The sequence below is a fragment of the uncultured Enterovirga sp. genome, assembly GCF_964242715.1.
GTDB lineage: Bacteria > Pseudomonadota > Alphaproteobacteria > Rhizobiales > Beijerinckiaceae > Enterovirga.
The window spans coordinates 74675-99787 of the sequence record NZ_CAXTAZ010000003.1 but is presented as its reverse complement, the minus strand read 5'-3'; the positions used below and the strand labels follow the sequence as shown (position 1 = coordinate 99787).

Here is a 25113-nt window from a genome sequence, read left to right as displayed (position 1 = left end):
CGCCTAGGCACCCCTCGCCATGGGCCTCTCGACCTCGCTCGATGTCGCCTTCTCCGGCCTGCGCGCCGCGCAGGCCGGGCTCGACCTCGTCTCGCAGAATGTCGCAAATGCCGGGTCGGTCGGCTATACGCGCCGCACGCTCACCACCGAGCAGCAGGTCGCAGGCGGCCGCACCATCGGGGTCGACGTCCAGGGCGCGAGCCGCACGCTCGACACCCTGGTCCAGCGCCAGCTCCGGCTCGAACAGGCGGGCGCGAGCTACGCGGCGATCCGGGCTTCCGCCCACGGCGTCCTGAACCGAATGTTCGACCAGCCGGGCGGAACGGGCGCGCTGTCCTCCCTCGTCGACACCTTCACGAGCAAGCTCCAGGCGCTCGTGAACAATCCCTCGTCCTATGCCGCGCAATCGGAGGTGCTCTCTGCCGCGACCGGGCTCGCCGGATCGCTGAACGATCTCGCGGGCCAGGTGCAGTCGCTCCGGCAGGATGCCGAGGACGCGCTCGGCCAGGCCGTCTCGAAGGCGGACGGCCTCCTGAAAGGGATCGCGACCTTCAACGCGAAGATCGTCGCGACCCCGAGCGCGGCGCTGCAGGATCAGCGCGACGCCCTTATCGACCAGCTCTCGACCTTGATGGACGTCAAGGTCACGGCGCAGCCGAACGGGTCGGTCCAGGTCGCGACGACCGGCGGTCTCCAGCTCGTCGACGGGGTCCGGGCGACGAGCCTCAGCTTCGATGCCAAGCCGCTCGGGCCTTCGTCGGCCTACGATCCCGATCCGGCGAAGCGGAATGTCGGCACGATCACGGCGACCGGCCCCGATGGGTTCGGCCGGGACATCCTCGCGGACGGCCTGATCCGCTCGGGCGAGATCGCCGCGCAGCTCGAACTGCGCGACCGGACATTGCCGCAGGCCCAGGCGCAGCTCGACCAGCTCGCGGCCGGACTCGCCGCCTCCCTCTCCGACCGGACCGTCGCCGGCGCGCCGGCCACGTCCGGCGCCGCGACCGGATTCGACCTCGACCTCTCGGCCCTGCAGGCCGGCAATCCGGTCACCGTCTCCGTGCAGGACCCGGGCGGCGCCACCCGCACGCTGACCTTCGTCAGGGCGACGAGCGCCACTGGCGCGGCCGCCGCGACCCAGGCCGGCCAGATCGGGATCGACCTTTCGGGCGGGCTCGCCGGCGCGGTCACGACCATCGGCACCGCCTTGGGCTCGGCCTACGCGGTCTCGAACCCGGCCGGCACGACGCTTCGGGTGCTGAATAACGGCGCGACCAGCAGCGTCACGGCGCTCTCCGCCCAGGCGACCGTGACAGGCCTCGGCTCCGGCAACCCCGAAATCCCGCTTTTCGTCGATGGCGGGCGGGCCAACGCCACCTATTCTGGCTCGTTCGAGGGCGGCTCGCAGCTGGCGGGCTTTGCCGGCCGGATCGCCATCAACCCGGCCGTCGTCACCAACCGCTCGACGCTGATCGCCTACGGGCCGGCGGTGCCGGCCGGGGACACGACCCGTCCCTCGCTCCTCCTCGACCGGCTCACGGACGCGACGCGCTCCTTCTCCGGCGCGGCCGGGATCGGCGGCTCCGACGCGCCCTGGACGGGAAGCGTCGCGGGCTTCGCCCAGCAGGTCATAAGCTCCCAGGCGGCCGACGCGACGGCGGCTATGAATCTCGACGAGGGCCAGCAGGTCGTGCTGAACGCGGTGCAGAGCCGCTTCTCCGACCAGGCCGGGGTCAATATCGACACCGAACTGACGCAGCTCATCCAGCTGCAGACGGCCTATGGCGCCAATGCCCGGCTGATCACGGCCGCAAAGGACATGATGGACCTCCTCCTGAGGATCGGCGGGTGAGCATCCAGCCCTATGGCAGCGGTGCGCTGGCGGCCCGTCAGGCGGTCGACGCCTTCCGCAATCTCAAGACGGACCTCGCGAGCCTCGAGGGCCAGCTCTCGACGGGTCGCGCGGCCGACAACTATGCCGGCCTGGGCGCTGGGGCCGCCACGAGCCTCTCGACCCGGAGCGCCCTCTCAACCCTAGAAGGCTATGCGGCCAACGTGACGGACGCCAAGGTGCGGGTCAGCCTGATGTCGCAGGCCGTGGGTCGCCTCGCCCAGATGGCCTCCGGCCTGGCGACGAGCCTGCCTCAGGGGTTGAACGGGAATCCGGTCGGCCAGACCAGCTCCACCATCTCCGCATCGGACGCGCTGCAACAGGCGATCGAACTCCTGAACACGGACATGGGCGGGCGCTATCTCTTCTCGGGCCGGTCCGCCGATACCGAGCCTGTCGCCTCGTATGCGAGCCTCATCGACGGCGAGCCCGGCCGGGCCGGCCTTCGTCAGCTCATTGCCGAGCGCAAGGAGGCCGATCTCGGCGCCGGTGGGCGTGGCCGGCTGGTGCCGGGCGGGTCGGGCATCGATGCGACGCTGACGGAGGAGGCGGCCGGCCTGCCCTTCGGCATGAAGCTCACCTCGGCCACGGCGACCGGGACCGGGATCACGGCCGCCCGCTCCGCGGGACCGCCGCCCTCCGTCGCAATGAACGTGGCCGCCCAGCCCGCCGATGGCGACGCGGTCACGATCGAGTTCGGCCTGCCCGACGGCACGAGCGAGCGGATCACGCTCACGGCGCGCGCCGACGGTGCGATCGGGCCGTCGGCGAACGCGTTCGCCATCGGGGCGACGCCCGCCGCTACGGCCGCGAATCTCCGGGCCGCCCTCGACGCGGCGGTGCGGACGACCGCCACGACGGCGCTCGCCTCCGCCTCGACCCGGAAGGCGGCCGAGTCGTTCTTCGCGGGCTCCGCCTCTTCGCCGCCGGAGCGCGTGGCCGGACCGCCTTTCGCGACTGCGACCGGGACAGTCCCGGGCACGAGCGCGAATACGACCGTCTGGTATGCCGGGGATGACGCGGCCGGCTCCGCTCGCGGGACCTCGCCGGTCCGGACCGGCGACGGCGCGGGCGTGGCCATCGGGGCGCGGGCGAACGAGCCCGGAATCCGGAGCGTGCTGGCCGCGCTCGGCGCGCTCGCGGCCGACACCTTCCCGGCGAGCGACGCGACATCGGCCGCCCGCTACACCGCGCTGGCGCAGCGCATCTCGGCAGCTTCCGGAACCTCGCCCGTCCAGGACATCGCGACGGATTTCGGCGTGGCGAATGCCCAGCTCGGCCAGGCCGCGACTCGGCTCTCGGCCGCCAAGGTGCAGCTGAACGACACCCTGGGCGAGGTCGAGAATGCCGACCCCAACGAGGCCGCTGCCAAATTGCTGGCCACGCAAACACGGCTTCAGGCCAGCTACCAGGTCACCTCGACCGTCGCCCAGCTCTCGCTCGTGAACTTCATCTGAGGAAGCGCTCCGGCGCGAGGTCGGCGGCCCGGATTCCGGCTGCCGTCAGGTCCGCCGGGAGCGTGCCTCCCAGGATCAGCTCACCGGCGGCGCGGCCGAGCGCCGGCGCGGTCTGGAACCCGTAGCCGCCCTGGCCGGCGAGCCAGAAGAACCCGGCCTGACGCGGATCGAATCCGACGACGGGCGTACGGTCCGGCGCGAAGGTGCGCAGACCCGCCCAGCGACGGACGATGCGCCGGACCGGCAGGTCGAGCAGCGCTTCGACGCGCTCCGCCGCGGTCGCGACGTCGATCTCCTCCGGTTGCGCGTCCGTCGGCTCGCTGTCGGTCTCGTCGGCCGGCGAGGCGAGGAGGAGGCCCGCTTCGGGCTTCACGTAAACCTCCTCGTCCGCCCCGATCACCATCGGCCAGGCCGCAACGTCGAGGCCGGCCGGCGGCTCGAAGACGAAGGCCGTGCGCCGCTTCGGCCGGAGGCCCAGGGGTGCGAGACCGGCCAAGCCGGCGATCCCGTCGGCCCAGGCCCCGGCAGCATCGATGACGATCGCGGCCGAGACCGGTCCGGCCCGGCTCTCGATGCGCCAGCGGACGCCGTCATGGGCAAGGGCCGTCACCTCGGCTCGGGTGACGACCTGTCCGCCCCGCGCGCGGACGATTCGGAGAAAGCCGGACAGGAGGGCGTGGGTGTCGATGTCCTGCGCATCGGGCTCGAACACCGCCGTCGTCGCCACATCCGGCCGAAGCAAGGGGACGAGCGATCGAGCCTCCTCGCCGGACAGGGCCCGGACGCTCGGGACGAGCGCCTGAGCGTCGCGGAGCAACGTCGCGAGCTGCGCCTCGTGCCGTTTTGCGCCGACATGGAGAGCGCCGCGCGGAGCGAGGAGCGGATGAGTTGCGAAACCCTCCGGCGGCCGTTCCAGGAAAGGCCGGCTCGCCACCGACAGCGCCCGGACGACGGCGTTGCCGTAGGTTTCCGAGAACAGGGCGGCGGAGCGGCCCGAGGCGTGATAGCCGGGCTGGTCCTCGCGCTCGAGGAGCACCACCGAGCGCTCGGCCGCAAGATGCGCCGCAGCCGATGCCCCCGCGATGCCGCCTCCGACGACCGCGACGTCGACCTCGATCACGGCTGTCCGTGCTCGAGCTTCACCGCCGCCCGGTCGACCGTTCCGGCCGATGTCATGGGCAGTTCACGGACGAAGCTGATCGCCTTCGGCCGCTTGAACCGGGCGATGCGGGTTCCGACGAACTCGATCACGGCGGCCTCGTCGGGCTCGGCCCCGGGCCGTCGGACGCAGACGGCCTTGACGATCTCGCCCCAGCGCGGGTCGGGCACGCCGATGACGACGGCCGCCTCGATGTCGGGATGCTCGCGGAGCGCGCGCTCGACCTCGGCCGGATAGACGTTCTCGCCGCCGGACTTGATCAGCTCCTTGGCGGGCGAACGGCCCGCGTAGAACAGGTAGCCCTCGTGATCGAGCCGGCCCATGTCGCCCGTATGGTGCCAGCCGGCCCGAACGGTCGCGTCGGCCTCGTCCGGCCGGTTCCAATAGCCGCCGAAGACGAGCGGTCCCCTGACCACGATCTCGCCGGTCTCCCCCATCGCGAACGGACGGTCGTCCTCGCCCACGATCTCGACCAGCGCGAGCGGCCCTGCCCTGCCGGCCGAGCCGGGACGTTCGGCATGGGGTGCGAAGGTGACGAAGCCCGAGGTTTCCGACTGGCCGAAGCCCGACCAGAAGCGCGCGCCCGGACATTGCTCCTCGAAACGGGCGATCGTCTCCGGCGCGTCCAGGCCCCAGACGGCCCTGAGAGAGCCGAGTTCCTGCCCGCCCTCCACGGCCGCGTCCAGGATGCCGGCCAGCATCGGGGCGAATTCGAACAGGGCGGTCACGCCCTGCGCGGCGACGGCGTCGGCCGATGCCGCGGGTTCGAAGCGCCGCATCAGCACGGTCTCGCCGCCGGCCTGCTGCACCGCGAGGCAGAGGCCGAGCCCGGCGATGTGGAAGAGCGGCAGCGCGCCGAGCGCCACGTCGGCCGGCGACAGCCCCCAGCATTGGGCGAGCTGCAGATTCTGCGCGATGAGGTTCCGGTGGCTCAGGACCGCGCCGCGCGGCTGGCCCCCGACCGCGGCCGTGTGGATGATGAGGAGCGGGTCGTCCGAGCCGACTTCCGTGCTGCCGGCCGCCGCGGGCGAGCCGTCGGCGAGGTCCGCGAAGGGCCGGAACGGCGCCGCGGCCTCGTCGAGGAGATACCAAACCGTTGAGGGCCCGAGCGTCTCCAGGCACGGCCGGAGCGCGGGCGCGAAATCGGGCTCGGCGACGACGAGGACCGGGGCGACGTCGCCCAGCGCATAGGCCACCTCCTCGGGGGAGAGTCGCCAGTTCACCGGCACCAGGATCGCGCCGAGCCGCGCGGCGGCGGCGAGGAGATCCAGCATCTCGGGCCGGTTCGCGGAGACGAGGCCGACCCGGTCGCCCCGTTTCACCCCGGCTGCCGCCAGTCCGCCGGCGAGCCGCTCGGCCCGGGCGAGGGCCTCGCCGTGGCTGATCCGCTCGCCCTCGAAGATCAGGGCCGGCGCGTCGGGCCGCGCGCGCCCGTTGCGGGCCACGATGTCGAACCAGGTGAGATCCCGTACGGCCATGCGGCGATGTTCCTCGACGGCCGGCTTTGATCCGGCGGGCCGTCCGTCGTCAACCCGATAGTCGGGCGATGTTGCGGTGTGGGCGTGACCGGCGGCGGGTCAGTCGCGCAGGCGCGTGAAGCGTGGCCGCCAGATGCCGAGCACGACATTCACGGTCGCGACCGCGAGCAGCACCCACAAGGTGTTCCGCTCCGCCGCGAGCACACCCGTGAGGCTGGCCGGATCGACCCGCCCGGCCAGCGCCGCGGCGCTCTGCTCGGCCTCCTCCTGCATGGGACCCAGGATGCCGACGAAGCCGCTCTCGAAGATGAGGATGCCGGTCGCGAGCTTCGCCAATGCCCAGCCCGCGCTGTGGTAGCCCGGGTTCAGCCCGATCGCGAGCAGGCCGGCGACCAGCGTCAGCCCGAGCGAGGGAAAGAAGATCCAGGTCGCGATCGAACCCATCGCACCCCGGATCAGCGCGTAGGAGGCGAGCGACGAGGGCGGCGGCGCGACGGAGAGCAGGACCAGCAGCGACGCCATCGATCCCATCAGGCCGATGGCGCCGATCGTGTGGAGGAATTTCAGGAGTTTTCGCATGCTCACCCCGGAGCTTGCGTCATCCGTCCGGGGCTAAGGCCCGGCGCAGGAGAGGCGTTGAGGACGCCCGACCTTCCGCCGCCCGGTCGCGCCAGGCAAGTGCGGCCCTAATCCAGCAGCGAGCGGCCCGTCATCTCGGGCGGCTGGTCGAGGCCCATCAGGGCGAGCAGCGTCGGCGCGAGGTCGGCCAACCGGCCCTCGCGCAGGGTTGCGCCCGGCACGCCCGCGAGGACGACCGGAACCGGGTTCGTCGTGTGCGCCGTATGCGGGCCGCCCGTGACCGGGTCCCGCATCAGCTCGCAATTGCCGTGGTCGGCGGTGACGAGGAGCGCGCCACCGCTCGCCCGGACGGCGTCCCAGATCAGCCCGAGCCCGGCATCGGCCGCCTCGACCGCCCGGATCGCGGCCGGGAGACTGCCGGTATGGCCGACCATGTCGGGATTGGCGAAGTTCAGGACGATGAGGTCGAAACGGCCGGTCCGGATCGCCTCGACCGCCTTCCGGGCCAGTTCCGGCTCCGACATCTCGGGCTGGAGATCGTAGGTCGCGACCTTGGGCGAGGGCACCATGATGCGCTCCTCGCCCGGGAAGGGCGTCTCGCCGCCGCCATTCAGAAAGTAAGTGACGTGCGGGTATTTCTCCGTCTCGGCCATGCGGAGCTGGGTCCGGCCGGCGCGCGACACCACCTCGCCCAGGATGTTGGTCAGGCTCTGGGGCGCGAAGATGGTGCCGAGCAGGTGGTCGAGTTCGACCGAATATTGCGTCATGCCGAGCGCGGCCGCGATCCGGGGCGGGTTTTCGCGCGCGAAGCCCGCGAAGCCGGGGTCGAGGAGGGCGGCGAGGATCTCGCGCACCCGGTCCGCCCGGAAGTTGAAGCACAGGATGCCTTCGCCGTCCCGCATGCCGGCGTAGTCGCCGATCGCGGCCGGATCGACGAACTCGTCCGTGATATCCTGCGCATAGGCGGCCGCCATGACGCTGGCCGGATCGGGGAAACGCGGGCCGGTCGCACTCGCCAACGCGGCATAGGCCTTGCCGACCCGCTCCCAGCGGTGGTCGCGGTCCATCGCGTAATAGCGGCCGCAGACGGTCGCGATCCGGGCGCCGGCCGGCAGGGCCGCGCCGAGCCGGGCGAGATCGTCCGCGCCGGAGCGGGGCGGCGTGTCGCGCCCGTCCGTCCAGGGATGGAGGGCGACCGGGATGCCGGCCTCGACCAGGATGCGGGCGAGGGCGACGGCGTGATCCTGGTGGGCATGGACCCCGCCCGGCGAGCAAAGGCCCATCAGGTGGCAGGTGCCGCCGGTCCCGCGCAGCGTATGGATGAAGTCGCCGAGCGCCGGGCTCGCGGCGAGGCTCCCGTCCGAGACCGCGGCCGCGATCCGGGGCAGGTCCTGCATCACGATCCGGCCCGCCCCGATATTCAGGTGGCCGACCTCGGAATTGCCCATCTGCCCGTCCGGCAGGCCGACATCGAGCCCGCTCGTCTGAAGAAAGGCGCGCGGTCCGCTGGCCCAGAGCCGGTCGAAATTCGGCTTGTTCGCCTGCGCGACGGCATTGTCGGCCCGCTCCTCGCGCCAGCCGAACCCGTCGAGGATCACGAGCATCACGGGGCGGCGGGACTGGTGCTGCATGGGAGCCTCGAGGCGGAACCGGCGCGGCATACGCCATCGATCGGGCGCTGTCGCGAGTGCGACCGCTCTCCGTCATTCCGGGGCCGCGCAGCGGAACCCGGAACCCACGGAAGCGCTCCTGTCGGGACGGAATCTACAGTCGTGCGGTCCTTGAGTTCCGGGTCTGCCGCGCATCACTTCGTGCTGCACTGCGCCCGGAATGACGGCGGAGAGCGCGGCAGGGCGACCGCCCTACGGCCAGCGCGCCGTCGGCGGCAGGGAGGACAGGATCGAGGCGACGTTGCCGCCGGTCTTCAGGCCGAAGATCGTGCCGCGGTCGTGCAGGAGGTTGAACTCGACATAGCGGCCGCGGCGGACCTGCTGCTCGTGGCGGTCGGCCTCGGTCCAGGGAGTCGCGAGGTTTCGGCGCGCGATCTCGGGATAGATTCCGAGCAAAGCCTCGCCGACCGCCCGCGTGAAGGCGAAGTCGGTGTCCGGCTCGGTCCAGAGATAGTCGTAGAAGATGCCGCCGATGCCGCGCGGCTCGTTGCGGTGCTTGAGGTGGAAATACTCTTCGCACCACGCCTTGTAGCGCGGATAGGGCTGGCCAGGATGTTGCCGGCAGGCGGCCTCCATGGCGGCGTGGAAGCTCTCGGTGTCGGGATCCTCCTGGTTGCGGCGCCGGTCGAGCACGGGCGTGAGGTCGGCGCCGCCGCCGAACCAGGGTTTCGCCGTCACCACGAAGCGGGTGTTCATGTGCACGGTCGGGACGTGCGGGTTCCAGGGATGGGCGATGAGCGAGACCCCGGCCGCCCAGAAGCCAGGATGCTGGTCGGTGCCCGGGATCTGGGCCCGGAATTCGGGTGCGAACTCGCCATGCACGGTCGAGACATGGATGCCGGCCTTCTCGAAGACTCGGCCCTTCAGGATCGACATCACGCCGCCGCCCCCGTCGGCCCCGGAATGGTCGGTGCGGCTCCAGGGCGTCCGGACGAAGCGGCCGGGCTCGGTCGCTTCCGGCGCGAACGGGCCCTCGGCCTCGTCCTCCAGCCGCTCGAACGCGGCGCAGAGCCGGTCGCGCAGCAGCGCGAACCAGACGGGCGCCTCCGTCTGCAGGCGGCTGACCGTGTCAGGATCGACCGTGGCGGAGGCGGGTTCGGCGAGCGGATGGCTGGTCACGCGGCGGCCCGCAGGCGGGACGTGAACGCCTCGCGCAGACCCTGCGCGAGGACCTGGGCCGCGGGGCTCGCGCCCGTGCGGGGCAGGTGCAGCCCGATCGTGAAAGGCGGCAGGTCGGGCAGTCCGGATTCGGGCCCCAGCACCGTCACGTCGTCCGGCACGGCGCCGGCAAGCGCCGCCACGATGGCGAGATCCGTCTGCACCGTTGCGCTCGCGGCATCGAGATTCACGGCGTCGGTCACGATCCGGAACGGGATGTCGGCCTTGCGTAACGCCTCGAACAGGATGGGCCGGAAGGCGCAATTGTCGTCGGACGCGACCGGAAGGGGGCGCCGCCGATGCGCCTCGCCGCCCTTGGCGCCGACCCAGACCAGACGGTCGGTGGCGAGAAGCTCCGCATGCGGGTCGAGCCGCGCCGCCTCGACGACGGCGAGATCCAGTTCCCCGGCCGCGACCGCCGCCGCCAGCATGATCGAGTTCCGGCAGACAAGCGTGATCTCGACCTGCGGATGGGCGCGCGAAAAGCGGCGCAGCACCGCCGGAAGATAGAAGGCCACGAGGTCGTAGGGCACGCCGAGCTTCACCTCCCCGGCGAAGCTACTCCGGGTCATCTCGCCCCAGATCTCGTCGTTGAGCGCCAGCATCCGCTTGGCGCGTCCGAACAGGCGCTCGCCCGAATCCGTGAGCCCGAGCCCGCGCCGGTCGCGACGGATAAGCTCGCAGCCGAGCGTCTCCTCGAGCCGCTTGATCTGCTGGCTCACCGCCGCCTGGGTCAGGTGGAGCACATTGCCGGCGCTCGTCATGCCGCCGGTCTCGGCGACCGCCACGAAGGCGCGCAGCAATGCAGTATCGAGGTTGCGCATAACCGATCCAGCATCATGATCCGTAATGTCGACCATCATGCACATTCGTTTCCATTATTCAACACTGCGGCCTAGACCAGAGCATCGAAGGCTCTTCCCGGTCCAAACCCGGCTCGACACGCAGGAGGTTTCCCATGTCCCAGGCCATGATCACGATGATCCCGTCCGTCCGCAGCGCGCGTCCGGCCTCGGGCCCTTTCACCCGCATGGCGTCGAGCGCCGCTTCGTTCCTGTCGGGCCTCCGGCGGGAGTGGCAGCTGCGGCAGGACCGGCGGGTCCTGCAGGACCTCGACGATCGCGCGCTGGCCGACATCGGCATCGGCCGAAGCCAGGTCGAGACCGCCATCCGCCACGGACGTTCCGACGTCGCCGGAACTGCCGCCCGTCCGGGTCGGCGCGACCCCGGGCCTCTCATGCCGGCGAGCTGGACGGAGTGGCGCTAGGCGAGGCCGCCCCGCTCAGGCTGCGACGACTTCCGCCACCGGCGAGAGCGCAGCCGCCTTGGCATCGACCCAGCCGGAAAGCTCCCGCCAGACGACGTGGCGGATGACCCGCATGCCGTCCGGGGTGTCGTTGAGGCAAGGCAGGTAGGCGAACTGCTCGCCGCCATTGCCCTCGAAATAATGCCGGTTCTCGCCGTCGAGCTCTTCGAGCGTCTCGAGGCAATCGGCCGTGAAACCCGGCGCCACGATCGCCATGCTCTTGGTGCCACCCTTGGCGAGCGCGATCACCGTCTCGTCCGTATAGGGCTTCAGCCATTCGGCGGTCCCGAAGCGGGACTGGAAGGCATAGCGGAACCGCTCCTCGGGCCAACCGAAAGCTTCGCGCATCAGCCGATACGTTTTCACGCATTGGCAGTGATAGGGATCGCCCTTCAGCAGATATTCCTTTGGGACGCCGTGGAAGGAGACGAGGATCACCTCCGGCTCGAAATCGAGCTTGGCGAGGTCCGCCCGCATCTTGGTGACGAGCGCGTCGATATAGACCGGATCGTCATGCCAGGGCGGCGCGACCCGGATGGCGGGCTGCCAGCGCATCGTCGCCAGCGAAGCGAAGACCTGGTCGCAGGCCGTGGCCGAGGTCGCCGCGCAATATTGCGGGTAGAGCGGCACGGCGAGGATGCGGTCGCAGCCCTGGTCGAGCAGGGCCTGGATGCGGTCCGCCGTGCGGGGCAGCCCGTAGCGCATCGACCAGTCCACCGTGACCCTCTCGCCCACCACCTCGGCCATGTGCCGGGCGAGGTCCTCGGCCTGGGCGCGCGTGATCGTCTTCAGCGGTCCCTCGTTCCGCTCCTCGTTCCAGATCTTGGCGTAGTCCCGTCCCTTGGGCCCCGGCCGCTTCGTCAGGATGATCCCGTTCAGGAGGGGCCACCAGATCAGGCGCGAGACCTCGATCACGCGGCGATCCGACAGGAACTCCTTCAGGTAGCGCCGCATCGACCAGTAATCGGTCGCCTCCGGCGTGCCGAGATTCATGAGGAGAACGCCGATCCGGCCCGACCGCACCGAGGGGTGCCCGGCCGGACGGGGGCCGTCTCCCTGGGTAGGGGCAGCAGAGACGAGCGAAAGCGGGTCGGGTCGGGCGGTCATCCTGCATACCTATGGCCTGCCGGCGAAGATGTCAGCGACGGCGTTGCCGCGCCGCCTTGACCGGGCAACGCCGTCGCGCCAGCAAACCGCATGTCCGGACCGTCCGAACCCCTCTCCGAGCGCCCGGTTGCGACCGCGCTCGCCCGGCTGCGGGAAGATGCCGGCGCGGAGGGCTGGTGCAGTCTGCCCTTCTTTAAAGCGGGAGAGGCCGACCGGATCGCGGCCGCGCTGGACGCGGCGGTCGCATCCGGCGCCGATCTGGCGCCGCGGCCGGACCACATCTTCCGCGCGCTCTCACTCACGCCTCTCGACACCGTGAGGGCCGTGATCCTCGGCCAGGACCCCTATCCGAGGCGGGGAGACGCGCATGGGCTCGCCTTCTCCTTTGTCGGCGCACGCGCGATGCCGCCCTCGCTCCGCGTGGTCCTGGCCGAACTCGCCGCCGACCAGGGCTGCCCGGTGCCGCCGACCGGCGACCTGACGGGCTGGGCGCGCGAGGGCGTGCTCCTCCTCAACACCGCGCTGACCACCCTGGTCGGCGCCCCCGGCGCGCATCTGAAACTCGGCTGGGCCGCCCTTGCAGACGAGGTCGTGGCGGCCGTGTCCGCCCGGCGCCCGGCGGTGGCCTTCCTGCTGTGGGGGGCAAGCGCCCGAAGCCGCGCCGCGCTGATCGACGCGGACAGGCACCTCGTGATCGAGAGCGGCCATCCATCGCCGCTCAACCGGGCGCGCGATTTTCCGGGCTCGCGGCCCTTTTCCCGGGCCAATGCGTGGCTCGTGGGCCGCGGCATGGAGCCGGTACATTGGGCTTCGTCGCTGGCGAAGGAGCCCCGCTGAGGCCCGACCGAATTGCGAGTGACCGGCCGAGTTCGAGAGCCGAGAGGCTGCCGTCCGGGCCTCCCGGCCGGTCCGCCGCTCAGGCGGCTTTGCGAAGCGTTCGGGCTTTCGTCTTCGGCTTCTCCGATCCGGCCACCTCGTCGATCGCCGCCATTACCACCTTGGTGGCGTTCTGGTGGACCATGTGGCCCACCCCCCGGACGTGGTGAAAACTGCTGTGCGGGACATCGCGGTGAAGCCTCGCCGACTGGTGGTCGATGTCGATCAGCCGGTCCTCCTCGCCGGCCACGATGGCGACCGGCATCGCGAGTTCGCCGTATCGATCATGTTCGGACCAGGCATTCGGGACCATCAGGGCCGATTCGGCCGCGCTCGCCCGGATCTGTGAGGGCCGGAAGGCCATCTCTTTCGGAAAGCCGCCGAACTTGGCCGGGACACTGGCCGGCCCGAAGATCTTGGCGAGGAAGAGCGGCCACATCAGCCGCGAGAGGATCGGCGAGATCGTGTAGCGGATCACGTCGCCGAATCCCGGAATGGCCGGCCCGGACAGCATCACGACGTCCGCCCGCACGGTCGGGTAATAATAGCCCGAGGCGAGGACGAGGCCGCCGACGAGTTCGGGATGATCGAGCGCGAGCGACATCGCGACGGACGCCCCCCAGGAATGTCCGAGGATGGTCGCGCGCCTCACGTCGAGCTGAACCAGGGCCTCGCGGATCAGCCGCGCCTGCGCCTGCGGCGTCCAGATCGTTGAGCGTGGCCGTTCGCTGTGACCGTAACCGGGACGGTCGAAGGCGATGACCCGGTATCGCGTCGCCGCCATGGCGACGAGACCGCTCGTCTCGAAATCCTGGATCATGCTGCCATTGCCATGCAGCAGGACCAGCGGTTCGCCTTCTCCCTGTTCGACGTAATGCAGCCGAACGCCGTCCACTACGAGGAAACGCCCGGTCGGCGGGTTGTCGCGCTCCGCCTTCTTCGCCAGCCGATGATTGACGAGCGCCGAGACGGCAAGAGCTGCGGCCGCGACCGCGGAGGCAGCCAGATAAGGCCGCGCACCGAAGAAAGCCTGGGCGGAGCTGGCAGCCCCTCGGGCCGAGGTGACGGCGGCCTGGGCCGAGGCGGCGGGAGATGCGGATGGGCGGGCCTTCATGAGGCGCGCCCTGGAGCGACGTGAGGTCATCGAGCGATTTCGCTTTCTGGGGCGCCATCGGGTTTCAGCCGAACCGATCATGTTGCAGCGCAATATTCGAACCGGGTTCGGCCGACTTCGTTCCGACCTCGGACGGTTCCGCACTTTTCGGACGACCATCGTCCAGTTCGGAATCGGTCCAGACACGGTGGCGGGCGGCTGCGACATGCGCTAGACAGTCCGTGGCTGCGCCGCGCGCCCGAGCGTTCTATCCGCTTCCCGCGCGCTCCTCGGTTCGGGCACCCCCGGGCGGCGCGCGCTGATCAGCGCATACGGCCGAACACCCCATCAGCGCAGCCCGGCTGCGCGTGTTCGCAACGCGAAAAGCGAGGACCGCCCCATGCCCGAGATCAATTCCTTCGACGCCCGCGAAATCCTGACCGTCGGCGCCCGAACCTACACCATCTACTCTCTCGCCCGGGCCGCGCAGAACGGCCTCGACGGCATCGAGCGGCTGCCCTTCTCGATGAAGGTGCTGCTCGAAAACCTGCTCCGCTTCGAGGATGGCCGGACGGTCAAGAAGGCCGACATCTCCGCCATGAAGGCGTGGCTCGAGAATCGCGGCAAGGAGGAGATCGAGATCGCCTTCCGGCCTGCCCGGGTGCTGATGCAGGATTTCACCGGCGTGCCGGCGGTGGTCGACCTCGCGGCCATGCGGGACGCCATGAAGGCGCTCGGCGGGGATCCGCGCCGCATCAACCCGTTGATCCCGGTCGACCTCGTCATCGACCATTCCGTCATCGTGGACGAGTTCGGTACCCCTCAGGCCTTCGCCAAGAATGTCGAGCTCGAATACGAGCGCAACATCGAGCGCTACAAGTTCCTGAAATGGGGCCAGGTCGGCTTCGAGAATTTCTCGGTCGTGCCCCCCGGCACCGGCATCTGCCACCAGGTCAATCTCGAGTTCCTGTCGCAGACGGTGTGGTCGAAGCGGGTCGAATCGGGCGCCGCCGAACTCGCCTATCCTGATACGCTCGTCGGCACCGACAGCCACACCACGATGGTGAACGGGCTCGCCGTCCTCGGCTGGGGCGTGGGCGGCATCGAGGCCGAGGCCGCGATGCTGGGCCAGCCGGTCTCGATGCTGATCCCCGAGGTCATCGGCTTCAAGCTGACCGGCAGGCTGCGCGAAGGCATGACGGCGACCGACCTCGTGCTCACGGTGACCCAGATGCTTCGCCGGAAGGGCGTCGTCGGCAAGTTCGTCGAGTTCTTCGGCACGGGCCTCGCCGACCTCTCGGTGGCGGACCGGGCGACGATCGGCAACATGGCGCCGGAATACGGCGCCACCTGCGGCTTCTTCCCGATCGACGAGAAGACGATCGCGTTCCTGCGCACGACGGGCCGTACCGAGGAGCGCTGCGCGCTCGTCGAAGCCTACGCCAAGACGCAGGGCATGTGGCGCGACGACGACATGCCCGACCCCGTCTTCACGGACATGCTCGAACTCGATCTCGACACGGTCGTGCCGTCGATGGCCGGCCCGAAACGGCCTCAGGACCGGGTCGAGCTCGACCACGTCAAGAAGGAATTCGCCAAGTCCATGGACGGCGAGTTCCGCAAGGAAGGCAAGCTCTCCCAGCGCTTCAAGGTCGAAGGCGCCAATTACGACCTCGGCCACGGCGACGTCGTCATCGCGGCGATCACGTCCTGCACCAATACCTCGAACCCGTCCGTGATGATCGGGGCCGGGTTGCTGGCCCGGAACGCGGTCCGAAAGGGTCTGCGCTCGAAGCCTTGGGTGAAGACCTCGCTCGCGCCGGGATCGCAGGTGGTCGAGGAATATTTCGAAAAGGCCGGCCTTCAGGATTGCCTGGACACGCTTGGATTCAACCTCGTCGGTTTCGGCTGCACGACCTGCATCGGCAACTCCGGGCCGCTGCCCGAGCCGATCTCGAAGGCGATCAACGACAACGACCTCGTGGCCGGCGCCGTGATCTCGGGCAACCGCAACTTCGAGGGCCGCGTGAACCCGGACGTGCGGGCGAACTACCTCGCCTCGCCGCCGCTCGTCGTCGCCTATGCGCTCGCCGGTTCGCTCCAGATCGACCTCGCGACGGAGCCGCTCGGCACCGGCAGCGACGGGCAGCCCGTCTACCTGAAGGATATCTGGCCGTCGGCGGCGGAGATCCAGTCCTTCATCGAGCGCACCATCACGGCCGAGCTGTTCAAGTCGCGCTATAGCGACGTCTTCTCCGGCGACGCCCATTGGCGCGAGGTGCCGGTCTCGACCGGCCTCACCTACGAATGGTCGATCGGCTCGACCTACATCCAGAACCCGCCCTATTTCGAGGGGATGGGCAAGGATCCGAAGCCGCTGACGGATGTCGTCGACGCCCGCATTCTCGGCCTGTTCCAGGATTCGATCACGACCGACCACATCTCGCCGGCCGGCAACATCCGGGCCTCCTCGCCGGCCGGCAAGTATCTGCAGTCGCACCAGGTCCGGGTCGCCGACTTCAACCAATACGGCACGCGGCGCGGCAACCACGAGGTGATGATGCGGGGCACCTTCGCCAATATCCGCATCAAGAACCAGATGGTCCGGGACGCGTCCGGCAACGTGGTCGAAGGCGGCTACACGATCCACCAGCCCGGCGGCGAGCAGATGCCGATCTATGACGCCGCCATGCGCTACAAGGAGGAAGGCGTGCCGCTCGTCGTCCTGGCCGGCAAGGAATACGGCACCGGCTCGTCGCGCGACTGGGCCGCGAAGGGCACGAACCTGCTCGGCGTCCGGGCCGTGATCGCCGAGAGCTTCGAGCGCATCCACCGCTCGAATCTCGTCGGGATGGGCGTGATGCCACTCGTCTTCCAGGGCGAGGATTCCTGGGCCTCGCTCGGCATCAAGGGGGACGAGACAGTGTCGCTGAAAGGCATCGCCGACGGGCTCACCCCGCGCAAGAAGATGACGCTCGAGGTGCGGGCGGCCGACGGGAGCGTGAAGGAGATCCCGCTCGTCTGCCGCATCGATACGCTGGACGAGCTCGAATACTTCCGCAACGGCGGCATCCTGCAATACGTGCTGCGCCAGCTCGCTGCCTAGTGTCCTCGCATGGCGGGGCTCGTTTGTTGTGAGCCCGCCGTGCTGCGTGGAAACGCGTCATTGCAGAATTATTCGCGCAGAATTTGCCGCGAAGGTAGGCAGTCGCGACTTGCGCTGAATGCGCCGCAGCATAGTCTCGTACCCATGTGATGCGGCGCGGTAGCGTGCATCGCTGCCCTCCTTGGGCGTTTCCTCCCTAGACTTGGGCCGCGCTCATGCGCGGCCCTTTTTCGTCAGGGTGTCGTGGCGGCCGAGAGCGGGGTCGCGATGTCCTCGAGCGAGCGACCCTCGCTGGCCACGCCCCAGATCGCCTGCACGATTCCGGCCCCGATCATGAGGGCCGATCCGAACAGGTAGCCGGCGAAGACGCTGGTGCGCGATCCCGTGTCCACGAGGGCGCCGAACAGGATCGGGCCGGCCGCGCCACCGATCCCGGTCCCGACGGCATAGAAGACGGCGATCGCGAGGGCGCGAACTTCGAGCGGAAAGGTCTCGCCGACCGTGAGATAAGCCGAACTCGCTGCCGCGGAGGCGACGAAAAACACGACCATCCAGGCGATCGTCTGGCCCGTCGCCGACAGCATCTCCTGCTGGAACAGCCAGCCTGAGCCGGCGAGGAGGATCCCGGAGACGATGTAGGTTCCGGCGATCATCGGCCGGCGTCCGACCGTGTCGAAGAAGGGCCCGAGCACGACCGGGCCCAGGAAATTCCCGGCCGCGAAGGGCAGGATGTAGAGGCCGATCTTGTCCGCCCCGACGCCGTAGAAGTCGGTCAGGACGAGCGCATAGGTGAAGAAGACGGCATTGTAGAAGAAAGCCTGCGCGCTCATCAGTGCCAGGCCGACGAGCGCCCGCTGACGATGCACGCGAAAGAGCGCGTGGAAAACCTCGCGCAGCGGCGTATGCGTGCGGACGTGAAGCCGGAGCTTCGGAAGCGGTGCCGGGTCGTGGCGGGCGCCGTGACTCTCGATCTGGCGGGCGATCGCGTCGCCCTCCGGCCCGCGTCCGTGCGTGACGAGCCAGCGCGGGCTCTCCGGCACCCAGGTCCGGAGGAGCAGGATACCGAGTCCCAGCGCGGAGCCGATGACGAAGCACATGCGCCAGCCGTAGTCGGGGCTGAGCACGGCGGGATCGAGCAGCACGACCGATCCGCCGGCTCCGAGCGCCGCCCCGATCCAGAAGGAGCCGTTGACGATGAGGTCGGTGCGGCCCCGGTACTTGGCCGGGACGAATTCCTGGATGGTCGAGTTGATGGCCGTGTATTCGCCCCCGATTCCCGCGCCGGTGAGGAAGCGGAACAGGCAGAAGCTCCACAGATTCCAGGAGAAGGCGGTCGCGAAGGTCGCCACCAGGTAGACCGCGAGCGTGATGAAGAAGAGCTTCTTGCGCCCCCAGCGATCGGTGAGCCAGCCGAAGCCGAGCGCACCCAGCACGGCCCCGAGCAGGTAGGCGGTGCCGGCAAGGCCGATATCGGTGTTCGTGAACTGGAGCGTCGGGCTCGCCTTCAAGGCCCCCGAGATCGCGCCGGCGAGCGTCACCTCGAGCCCGTCCAGGATCCAGGTGATCCCGAGCGCCGCGATGACGAGCGTGTGGAAGCGGTTCCAGGGCAGCCGGTCGAGCCGGGCCGGGATGTCGGTTTCGACGATCGAGGGGGCGGTTGCCGAGGGGGCGCTTGGAGCGGGCACGTCCTACACCTCCGACGGCGTCATGCTGGGGAGGCGCAAAGCGCCGTCTCGAAGGACGCACGGACACGTGGTGCGTCCTTCGAGACGGCCGGCCATGCCGGCCTCCTCAGGATGACGAGGGTTGTCGACAAAGATAGCTCGCCTACGGGCTGCAACATCACCCGTTGTCCTGGAACCCCGGATAGAGCGTCATGCCGCCGTCCACGAAGAGCGACGCGCCGGTGACGTAGTCCGAAAGGTCGGAGGCCAGGAAGACCGCCATGTTGGCGATGTCCTCGGTCTCGCCGATGCGGCCGTAGGGAATCAGCTTCAGGAGCTTCTCCAGCGCCTCAGGCGTTTCCCAGGCCTCTTTGTTGATCGGTGTCCGGATGGCACCCGGTGCGATCGAATTGACCCGGATCTTCCGATCGGCGAATTCCTGGGCGAGCGTCTGCATCATCAGCATCACGCCGCCCTTCGAGGCCGCGTAATTGACGTGTCCGCCCCACATGATCTTCTCGTGGACCGAGGACATGCAGATGATCTTGCCGGTTGACCGGCTCACGTCCGGCTGTGGGCCGCGGCGGAGGAATTCCTTGATCGCCTCGCGGCAGCACAGGAACTGGCCGGTGAGGTTCACGCCGATCACCGTGTTCCACTGGTCGAGCGTCATCTCGGTCGCGGGGGCATCGCGCTGGAGCCCGGCATTTGCGACCAGGATGTGGACGGTCCCGAACGCCTCCCGGGCTGCCTCGATCAGGTGGATCGCTCGGTCCTCGTGCGCGACATTGGCACCGACGGCGATCGCCTCGCCGCCCGCCTCCCGGATCGCGTCGACCACCTTTTGCCCACCAGCCTCGTCGGAATGGTAGTTCACGACCACCTTGGCACCGGCGGCGCCGAGGGCCTTCGCGGTCGCGGCCCCGATGCCGGAGGAAGCGCCGGTCACGACGGCGACCTGGCCGGTGAGGTCGAGAAGAGGTGCGGGCATCGGTGAACGTCCTCCCTTCTAGACCTGCCGTTCCAGGATGATCGTCGAGAGCGGCGGCAGCGTCAGGCGGAGCGCGTGCGGGTGGCCGTGGCTCTCGGCCTCCTCGGTCGCGAGCCCGCCGAGATTGCCCATGCCCGAGCCGCCATAGGCGCTCGAGTCGGTGTTGACGACCTCGCGGTAGAAGCCCGGAAGCGGCACCCCGACCCGATAGCCTTCGCGCGGCAGCGGGGTGAAATTCGACACCACGATCGCGATCCGGTCGGGATCCTGCCCGCGCCGAAGCCAGGCGATGACGGAGTTCTCGGCGTCGTCCGCCACGAGCCACTGGAAGCCCGCGGCCTCCGTGTCGCGCTCGTAGAGGGCCGGCACGGCGTGGACTGCGCGGTTCAGGTCGCGGACGAGCGATTGGACGCCGCGGTGGAAGCCGTCTTCGAGCAGGTGCCAGTCGAGGCTCCTGTCGTGGTTCCACTCGCGTTCCTGCGCGATCTCCCCGCCCATGAAGAGGAGCTTCTTGCCGGGGTGGCCCCACATGAAGCCGTAATAGGCTCGGAGATTCGCGAAACGCTGCCAGATGTCGCCCGGCATCTTGCCGATGAGCGAGCCTTTCCCGTGCACCACCTCGTCATGCGACAGCGGCAGCATGAAGTTCTCCGAGAAGGCGTAGAGCATCCCGAAGGTCAGGTGGTGGTGATGGTAGCGGCGATGCACCGGCTCCTTGGACATGTAGAGGAGCGTGTCGTGCATCCAGCCCATGTTCCACTTGAAGCCGAAGCCGAGCCCGCCCCGGTAGGTCGGGTGCGACACGCCGGGCCATGAGGTCGATTCCTCGGCGATCGTCATGACGCCCGGGTCGGCCGCGTAGACCGTCTCGTTCATGCGGCGCAGGAAATCGATCGCCTCGATATTCTCGTTGCCGCCGTAGCGGTTCGGCACCCATTCGCCGTGCTTCCGCGAATAGTCGAGGTAGAGCATGGAGGCGACCGCATCCACGCGCAGCCCGTCGAGATGGTAGCGCTCGAGCCAGAAGCGGGCATTCGCGACCAGGAAGGCCGTCACCTCCTGGCGCCCGAAATTGTAGATGTAGGTGCCCCAATCCTGGTGGAAACCCTGGCGCGGGTCGGCATGCTCGTAGAGATGCGTCCCGTCGAAGAGGCCCAGGCCATGGGCGTCGTTCGGGAAATGGCCCGGCACCCAGTCCAGGATGACGCCGATGCCGGCCGCATGCGCCGTCTCGACGAAAGCGATGAAATCCTCGGGCGTCCCGAAGCGGCTCGTCGGGGCGAAGAGCGAGACCGGCTGGTAGCCCCAGGACCCGTCGAACGGGAATTCGGTGATGGGCAGGAGCTCGATATGCGTGAAGCCGAGGTCCTTCACGTAGGGGATCAGCCGTTCGCCCAGTTCCCGATAGGTGAGATAGCGGTCGCCCTCCTCGGGCACCCGGCCCCAGGAGCCGAGATGGACCTCGTAGACCATCACCGGCTTGTGGCGGGCATCGCCCTTGCCTCGAGCCTCCATCCACGCCCCGTCGGACCAGCGATGATCTTCCGCGACATGGACGACCGAGGCCTGCGCCGGCGGCTTCTCGGCGTAGAAGGCGACCGGGTCGGCTTTTTCGAGCCGCGAGCCGTCCGCGCCGATGAATTCGAACTTGTAGGGCGTGCCCGGTTGAACATCCGGGACGAACAATTCCCACACCCCGCCATCGTGGCGGAGCCGCATCGGATGGCGGCGGCCGTCCCAGCCGTTGAAACCGCCGATGACGCTCGCCCGCTTGGCATTGGGCGCCCAGACGGCGAAGTTGATGCCGGTGACGCCGGCCAGCGTCACAGGATGGGCTCCCAGCAGCCGCTGCACGTGGTCGGAACCCACCTCGCCGATCGCCGACATCGCCTCGAAACCCGGGATCGGCCCGTAGCTGTAGGGGTCGGCGGTTTCCTGGACGGCCCCAGGCCAGGTGATTCGGAGGCGGTAGCCGGGACGGGTCTCGGACGCGACGCGGCCGACGAAGAAGCCGTCCGGATGAAGGCGCGTCGTGGCGACGGGCTCGCTTTTGCCATCGACCAGGACCGACACCGCTTCCGCGCCGGGCAGCATCGCCCGGATCTCGTACATGCCGCCGCCGGTCTCGTGTGGCCCGAGCACCGCGAAGGGGTTGCCGTGCCGCGCCTCGACGATGGCTGCCACGGCACCGGGATCGACCTGGACGGCAGAGGAGACGCTGCGCGCGCTGCCTTTGCCCTTCACGGCGGGCCCCTTCGGACCGACGGCCGCGGTCGCGTCGGCGCTCGCGCGGATCTCGGGTGCCTTGCTCATGCCGACGCTCCCTGGTCGTCGTCGAGGAGCGACAGGACGCCCCTGACCGGCGTCTCGATCCAGTCGGGACGATTGTTGGCTTCGTAATTCACTTCGTAGAGTGCCTTCGACAGCAGATAGAGGCGGAGCAGCGCGCGGCGGGATTCGTCGTCCGCGACCCAGACGGGGCTGCCCGCAGTCGCCCCCTCGTAGGCCTGGAGATAACTCGTCTCGACGAGGGCCAGCCACTCGCGCGCAAGCTCGGTGACCCGTCCGGCGGATTCCGGCAGGCGCCCGGCCACGTCGCGGGCGGCGTGGTCGGCCGCATAGGCGAAGGAGCGCAGCATGCCGGCGACGTCGCGCAGGGGCGACGTCTTCTGGCGCCGCTCCTCGGCCGGACGTGATGGCTCGCCCTCGAAATCGACGATCATCACGTCGTCCTGCGCGATCAGCACCTGTCCGAGATGGTAGTCGCCATGGACGCGCGTCTTGATCGCGCCGATCGGCGCGTTGGAGAGGCTTTCGATGGCAGCGAGGCATTCGGCCTGGCGCGCGACCAGCGATTGCACGAGGTCGGAGGCGGGCGGCGCGAGATCGCGAAGTGCAGAGAGGGCCGCAAAGGCGCGCGAGGCCTGTTCGCGAGCGTCCGTCGCGGAGACGACGATGTCGTCCAGGGTCATCGGCTCCGCCGCGAAGGCCGCATCCTCGGTCGGGGTCGCGAACGCGACATGCATCTCGCCCGTCCGCCGGCCGAGCGTCTCGGCGTAACGGAGGTAGGACGCGGTCGCCTCCGCCAGCGCATCCTCGTCCTCCGCCGGAGGCGAGAGGGCGAGCGTGTCGAGTTCTCGCGCCAGCCGATCGAGCGTGAGGCGCCAGGCGTCGCCCTGGTTGCGCACGAAGCTTTGCAGGATGCCGAGGGCCACGTGGCGGCCTTGCGGGTCGAGATATTCGATCGTGCCGAGGGTCGCCGGCGTATTGGCGAAGCCCGCGACCTCGGTCAGGAAGCGGCCGACCTCGACCTCGGGATGGATGCCGGATTGCAGGCGGCGATAGATCTTGAGGACCATCGCCTCGCCGATCTGGATCGAGGTATTCGATTGCTCTCCTGACAGGCGCTTCACGTCACCCGCTTCGACCGACATCTCCCGGTCGAAACCCGACGTCGATTCGAAGACGAGCCGGCCGCCGCCGACCGTACGGACCTCGCGGCCATCCCGGATGGCATCGAGTGCGGTCAGCGTGAAATCGGGCGAGGAGGCCGCACCGAAGGCGAGCCCCGTGCGGCGGCCCTGCCGGACGCGGGCCACCGCGTAGGGCAGGTTCGCGTCGCTCTCGCCTTCCTCGAAGGCGAGCGGCATCGAATAGGTCTGGTGCTCGCCCGAGCGCAACTCCACCCGGAAGGATGGCAGCAGGAAGCTTTCCTGGCCGGCCCGGTTCGCCATCACGGCGTAATCGAGGAGCCGGACCGCCTGGACGCGGCCTCCCTTGGCGCCGAACCAGCGCCGGGTCGTGATGTAATTCGGCAGGATGGTGCGCTCGACGGCCTCGCGTTCGCGACCCTCCAGCAGTGATCCGAGCCCCTTGGTCAGGACCAGCGTGAACAGCTCCGGCTGGATCGCGGGCAGGCCGCCCTGCTGGGCGTCGCTCTTCGAGAGCTGGAACCAGAAGAAGCCGTAGGCCGCGAGCGTGAGGAGGTAGGGCAACTCGCCGATCCGTGGGAAGGCGGTATTGCCGGACATCTCGACCGGGGTCGCGCCCGCGAATTCCTGCAGGTCGAGCTCGACCGCCTGCGGCGCGCGCGAGACGTTGACGACGCACAGGATCGTCTCGCCATCGAACTCGCGCAGATAGGCGAGAACCTTGCGATTCGACGGATACAGGAAGCGCAGCGTGCCGCGGCCGAAAGCCCGGCTGCCGCGCCGCACCGCGATCAGTCGGCGCATCCAGTTGTAGAGCGAGGCCGGCGTGCGCGACTGACTCTCCACGTTGACCGCGTCGAAGCCGTAGATCGGGTCCTGGATCGTCGGCAGGAACAGGCGCGCCGGGTCGCAGCGGGAAAAGCCGCCGTTGCGGTCCGGCGACCATTGCATCGGGGTGCGGACGCCGTCGCGATCGCCGAGATAGATGTTGTCGCCCATCCCGATCTCGTCGCCGTAATACATGACGGGCGTGCCCGGCATGGAGAAGAGCAGCGAATTCAAAAGCTCGATCTTGCGGCGATCATTCTCGAGGAGCGGCGCGAGGCGGCGCCGGATGCCGAGATTGATGCGGGCCCGCCGATCCGCGGCGTAGAAGGTCCAGAGATAGTCGCGCTCCTTGTCGGTCACCATCTCGAGCGTCAGCTCGTCGTGATTGCGCAGGAAGATCGCCCATTGGCAGCCGTCCGGGATTTCGGGGGTCTGCCGCATGATGTCGGTGATCGGGTGCCGGTCCTCCTGCGCCAGCGCCATGTACATGCGCGGCATCAGCGGGAAGTGGAAGGAGAGGTGGCATTCGTCGCCGTCGCCGAAATAGGGCGCGGTTTCCTCCGGCCATTGGTTAGCCTCGGCCAGCAGCATCTTGTCGGGATAGCGGGCGTCGAGCGCCGCCCGGATCTTCTTGATGACCTCGTGCGTCTCGGGGAGGTTCTCGCAATTCGTGCCGTCGCGCTCGATCAGGTACGGGATCGCGTCGAGCCGGAGCCCATCGACCCCCATGTCGAGCCAGTAGCGCATCGCGTCGAGAACGGCCTCGAGCACGGCCGGGTTGTCGAAGTTGAGATCGGGCTGGTGCGAATAGAAGCGGTGCCAGAAATACTGGCCGGCCACCGGATCCCAGGTCCAGTTTGACGCCTCGGTATCGAGGAAGATGATGCGGGTGTCGCCATAAAGTTCGTTCGTGTCGGACCAGACGTAGAAGTCCCGCTCCGGCGAGCCTTTCGGCGCGTTGCGGGCGCGCTGGAACCAGGGATGCTGGTCGGACGTGTGATTGATGACGAGTTCGGTGATCACCCGGATGCCGCGCTCATGCGCGGCCTCGACGAAGACCCGGAAATCGTCGAGCGTTCCGTAGGACGGGTTGATGTCCAGGTATTCCTGGATGTCGTAGCCGTCGTCCCGCAGCGGCGACGGATAGAACGGCATCAGCCAGATCGCGGTTACGCCGAGATCGCGGATATAATCGAGCTTGGCCGTCACACCGGCAAAATCGCCGACCCCGTCATTGTTGGAATCGAAGAACGATTTGACGTGAACCTGATAGATCAGGGCGTCGCGGTACCATTGCGGGTCTGTGCGGTCGATCATCT

17 protein-coding genes are annotated in these 25113 nt (G+C 69.1%); 5 read left to right on the top strand and 12 right to left on the bottom strand.

Annotated elements, in window-relative coordinates:
- Window positions 1-19: 19 nt before the first annotated feature.
- Together flgK and ACFE87_RS02790 are read left to right on the top strand one after the other, a co-directional pair.
- Entirely contained in the window at window positions 20-1852 is a 1833-nt protein-coding gene (gene flgK / locus ACFE87_RS02795) for a flagellar hook-associated protein FlgK (protein ID WP_375458085.1), read from the top strand.
- Window positions 1849-3348: a flagellin gene (locus ACFE87_RS02790; protein ID WP_375458084.1), complete on the top strand. Its 1500-nt coding sequence runs from the start codon at window positions 1849-1851 to the stop codon at window positions 3346-3348. The genes flgK and ACFE87_RS02790 overlap by 4 nt, the downstream gene beginning before the upstream one ends.
- Here ACFE87_RS02790 and ACFE87_RS02785 read toward each other — a convergent pair.
- The 6 genes from ACFE87_RS02785 to ACFE87_RS02760 form a co-directional block, all read right to left on the bottom strand.
- Complete coding sequence (locus tag ACFE87_RS02785; protein ID WP_375458083.1) at window positions 3341-4468, bottom strand: NAD(P)/FAD-dependent oxidoreductase; 1128 nt, start codon at window positions 4466-4468, stop codon at window positions 3341-3343. The two genes, ACFE87_RS02790 and ACFE87_RS02785, sit on opposite strands and share 8 nt — an antisense overlap.
- A complete protein-coding gene (locus tag ACFE87_RS02780) occupies window positions 4465-5985 on the bottom strand; it encodes an AMP-binding protein (RefSeq protein WP_375458082.1) in 1521 nt (506 codons plus the stop codon). The genes ACFE87_RS02785 and ACFE87_RS02780 overlap by 4 nt, the downstream gene beginning before the upstream one ends.
- A gap of 99 nt (window positions 5986-6084) precedes the next feature.
- Window positions 6085-6564: a hypothetical protein gene (locus ACFE87_RS02775; RefSeq protein ID WP_375458177.1), complete on the bottom strand. Its 480-nt coding sequence runs from the start codon at window positions 6562-6564 to the stop codon at window positions 6085-6087.
- A 107-nt stretch (window positions 6565-6671) separates the two neighbouring features.
- Complete coding sequence (gene gpmI / locus ACFE87_RS02770; protein ID WP_375458081.1) at window positions 6672-8195, bottom strand: 2,3-bisphosphoglycerate-independent phosphoglycerate mutase; 1524 nt, start codon at window positions 8193-8195, stop codon at window positions 6672-6674.
- A 231-nt stretch (window positions 8196-8426) separates the two neighbouring features.
- The gene (hemF, locus tag ACFE87_RS02765; protein ID WP_375458176.1) at window positions 8427-9290 is read right to left on the bottom strand and encodes an oxygen-dependent coproporphyrinogen oxidase; all 864 of its coding nucleotides are present in this window, start codon (window positions 9288-9290) and stop codon (window positions 8427-8429) included.
- Window positions 9291-9349: 59 nt separating this feature from the next.
- A complete protein-coding gene (locus ACFE87_RS02760) occupies window positions 9350-10216 on the bottom strand; it encodes a LysR family transcriptional regulator (protein WP_375458080.1) in 867 nt (288 codons plus the stop codon).
- 134 nt (window positions 10217-10350) lie between these two features.
- Between ACFE87_RS02760 and ACFE87_RS02755 the strand changes: the two genes are divergently transcribed.
- Complete coding sequence (locus tag ACFE87_RS02755) at window positions 10351-10659, top strand: DUF1127 domain-containing protein (RefSeq protein WP_375458079.1); 309 nt, start codon at window positions 10351-10353, stop codon at window positions 10657-10659.
- Window positions 10660-10674: 15 nt separating this feature from the next.
- Here the strand turns inward: ACFE87_RS02755 and hemH are convergent, their stop codons facing one another.
- Window positions 10675-11805, bottom strand: coding sequence for a ferrochelatase (gene hemH / locus ACFE87_RS02750; RefSeq protein WP_375458078.1), 1131 nt, complete (start codon window positions 11803-11805; stop codon window positions 10675-10677).
- Window positions 11806-11895: 90 nt separating this feature from the next.
- Here hemH and ACFE87_RS02745 point away from each other — a divergent pair, with 90 nt between their 5' ends.
- Window positions 11896-12642 carry a uracil-DNA glycosylase gene (locus tag ACFE87_RS02745; protein ID WP_375458077.1) on the top strand — a complete coding sequence of 249 codons (747 nt, stop codon included), beginning with the start codon at window positions 11896-11898 and terminating at the stop codon, window positions 12640-12642.
- 79 nt (window positions 12643-12721) lie between these two features.
- Here ACFE87_RS02745 and ACFE87_RS02740 read toward each other — a convergent pair whose 3' ends face one another.
- Window positions 12722-13795 (bottom strand): alpha/beta fold hydrolase, encoded by a 1074-nt coding sequence (locus tag ACFE87_RS02740; RefSeq protein WP_375458076.1) that lies wholly within the window; start codon window positions 13793-13795, stop codon window positions 12722-12724.
- A gap of 379 nt (window positions 13796-14174) precedes the next feature.
- Here ACFE87_RS02740 and acnA point away from each other — a divergent pair, with 379 nt between their 5' ends.
- On the top strand, window positions 14175-16880 hold the full coding sequence (gene acnA / locus ACFE87_RS02735; RefSeq protein ID WP_375458075.1) for an aconitate hydratase AcnA: 2706 nt from the start codon (window positions 14175-14177) through the stop codon (window positions 16878-16880).
- Between the two features lie 233 nt (window positions 16881-17113).
- Here acnA and ACFE87_RS02730 read toward each other — a convergent pair whose 3' ends face one another.
- From ACFE87_RS02730 to treS, 4 genes are all read right to left on the bottom strand, one after another.
- Window positions 17114-18565: an MFS transporter gene (locus ACFE87_RS02730; RefSeq protein WP_375458074.1), complete on the bottom strand. Its 1452-nt coding sequence runs from the start codon at window positions 18563-18565 to the stop codon at window positions 17114-17116.
- Between the two features lie 157 nt (window positions 18566-18722).
- The gene (locus ACFE87_RS02725) at window positions 18723-19535 is read right to left on the bottom strand and encodes an SDR family oxidoreductase (protein WP_375458073.1); all 813 of its coding nucleotides are present in this window, start codon (window positions 19533-19535) and stop codon (window positions 18723-18725) included.
- Between the two features lie 18 nt (window positions 19536-19553).
- Window positions 19554-21848 carry a 1,4-alpha-glucan branching protein GlgB gene (gene glgB / locus ACFE87_RS02720; protein WP_375458072.1) on the bottom strand — a complete coding sequence of 765 codons (2295 nt, stop codon included), beginning with the start codon at window positions 21846-21848 and terminating at the stop codon, window positions 19554-19556.
- Entirely contained in the window at window positions 21845-25111 is a 3267-nt protein-coding gene (gene treS / locus ACFE87_RS02715; RefSeq protein WP_375458071.1) for a maltose alpha-D-glucosyltransferase, read from the bottom strand. Before treS ends, glgB begins: the two co-directional genes overlap by 4 nt.
- Window positions 25112-25113: the final 2 nt, after the last annotated feature.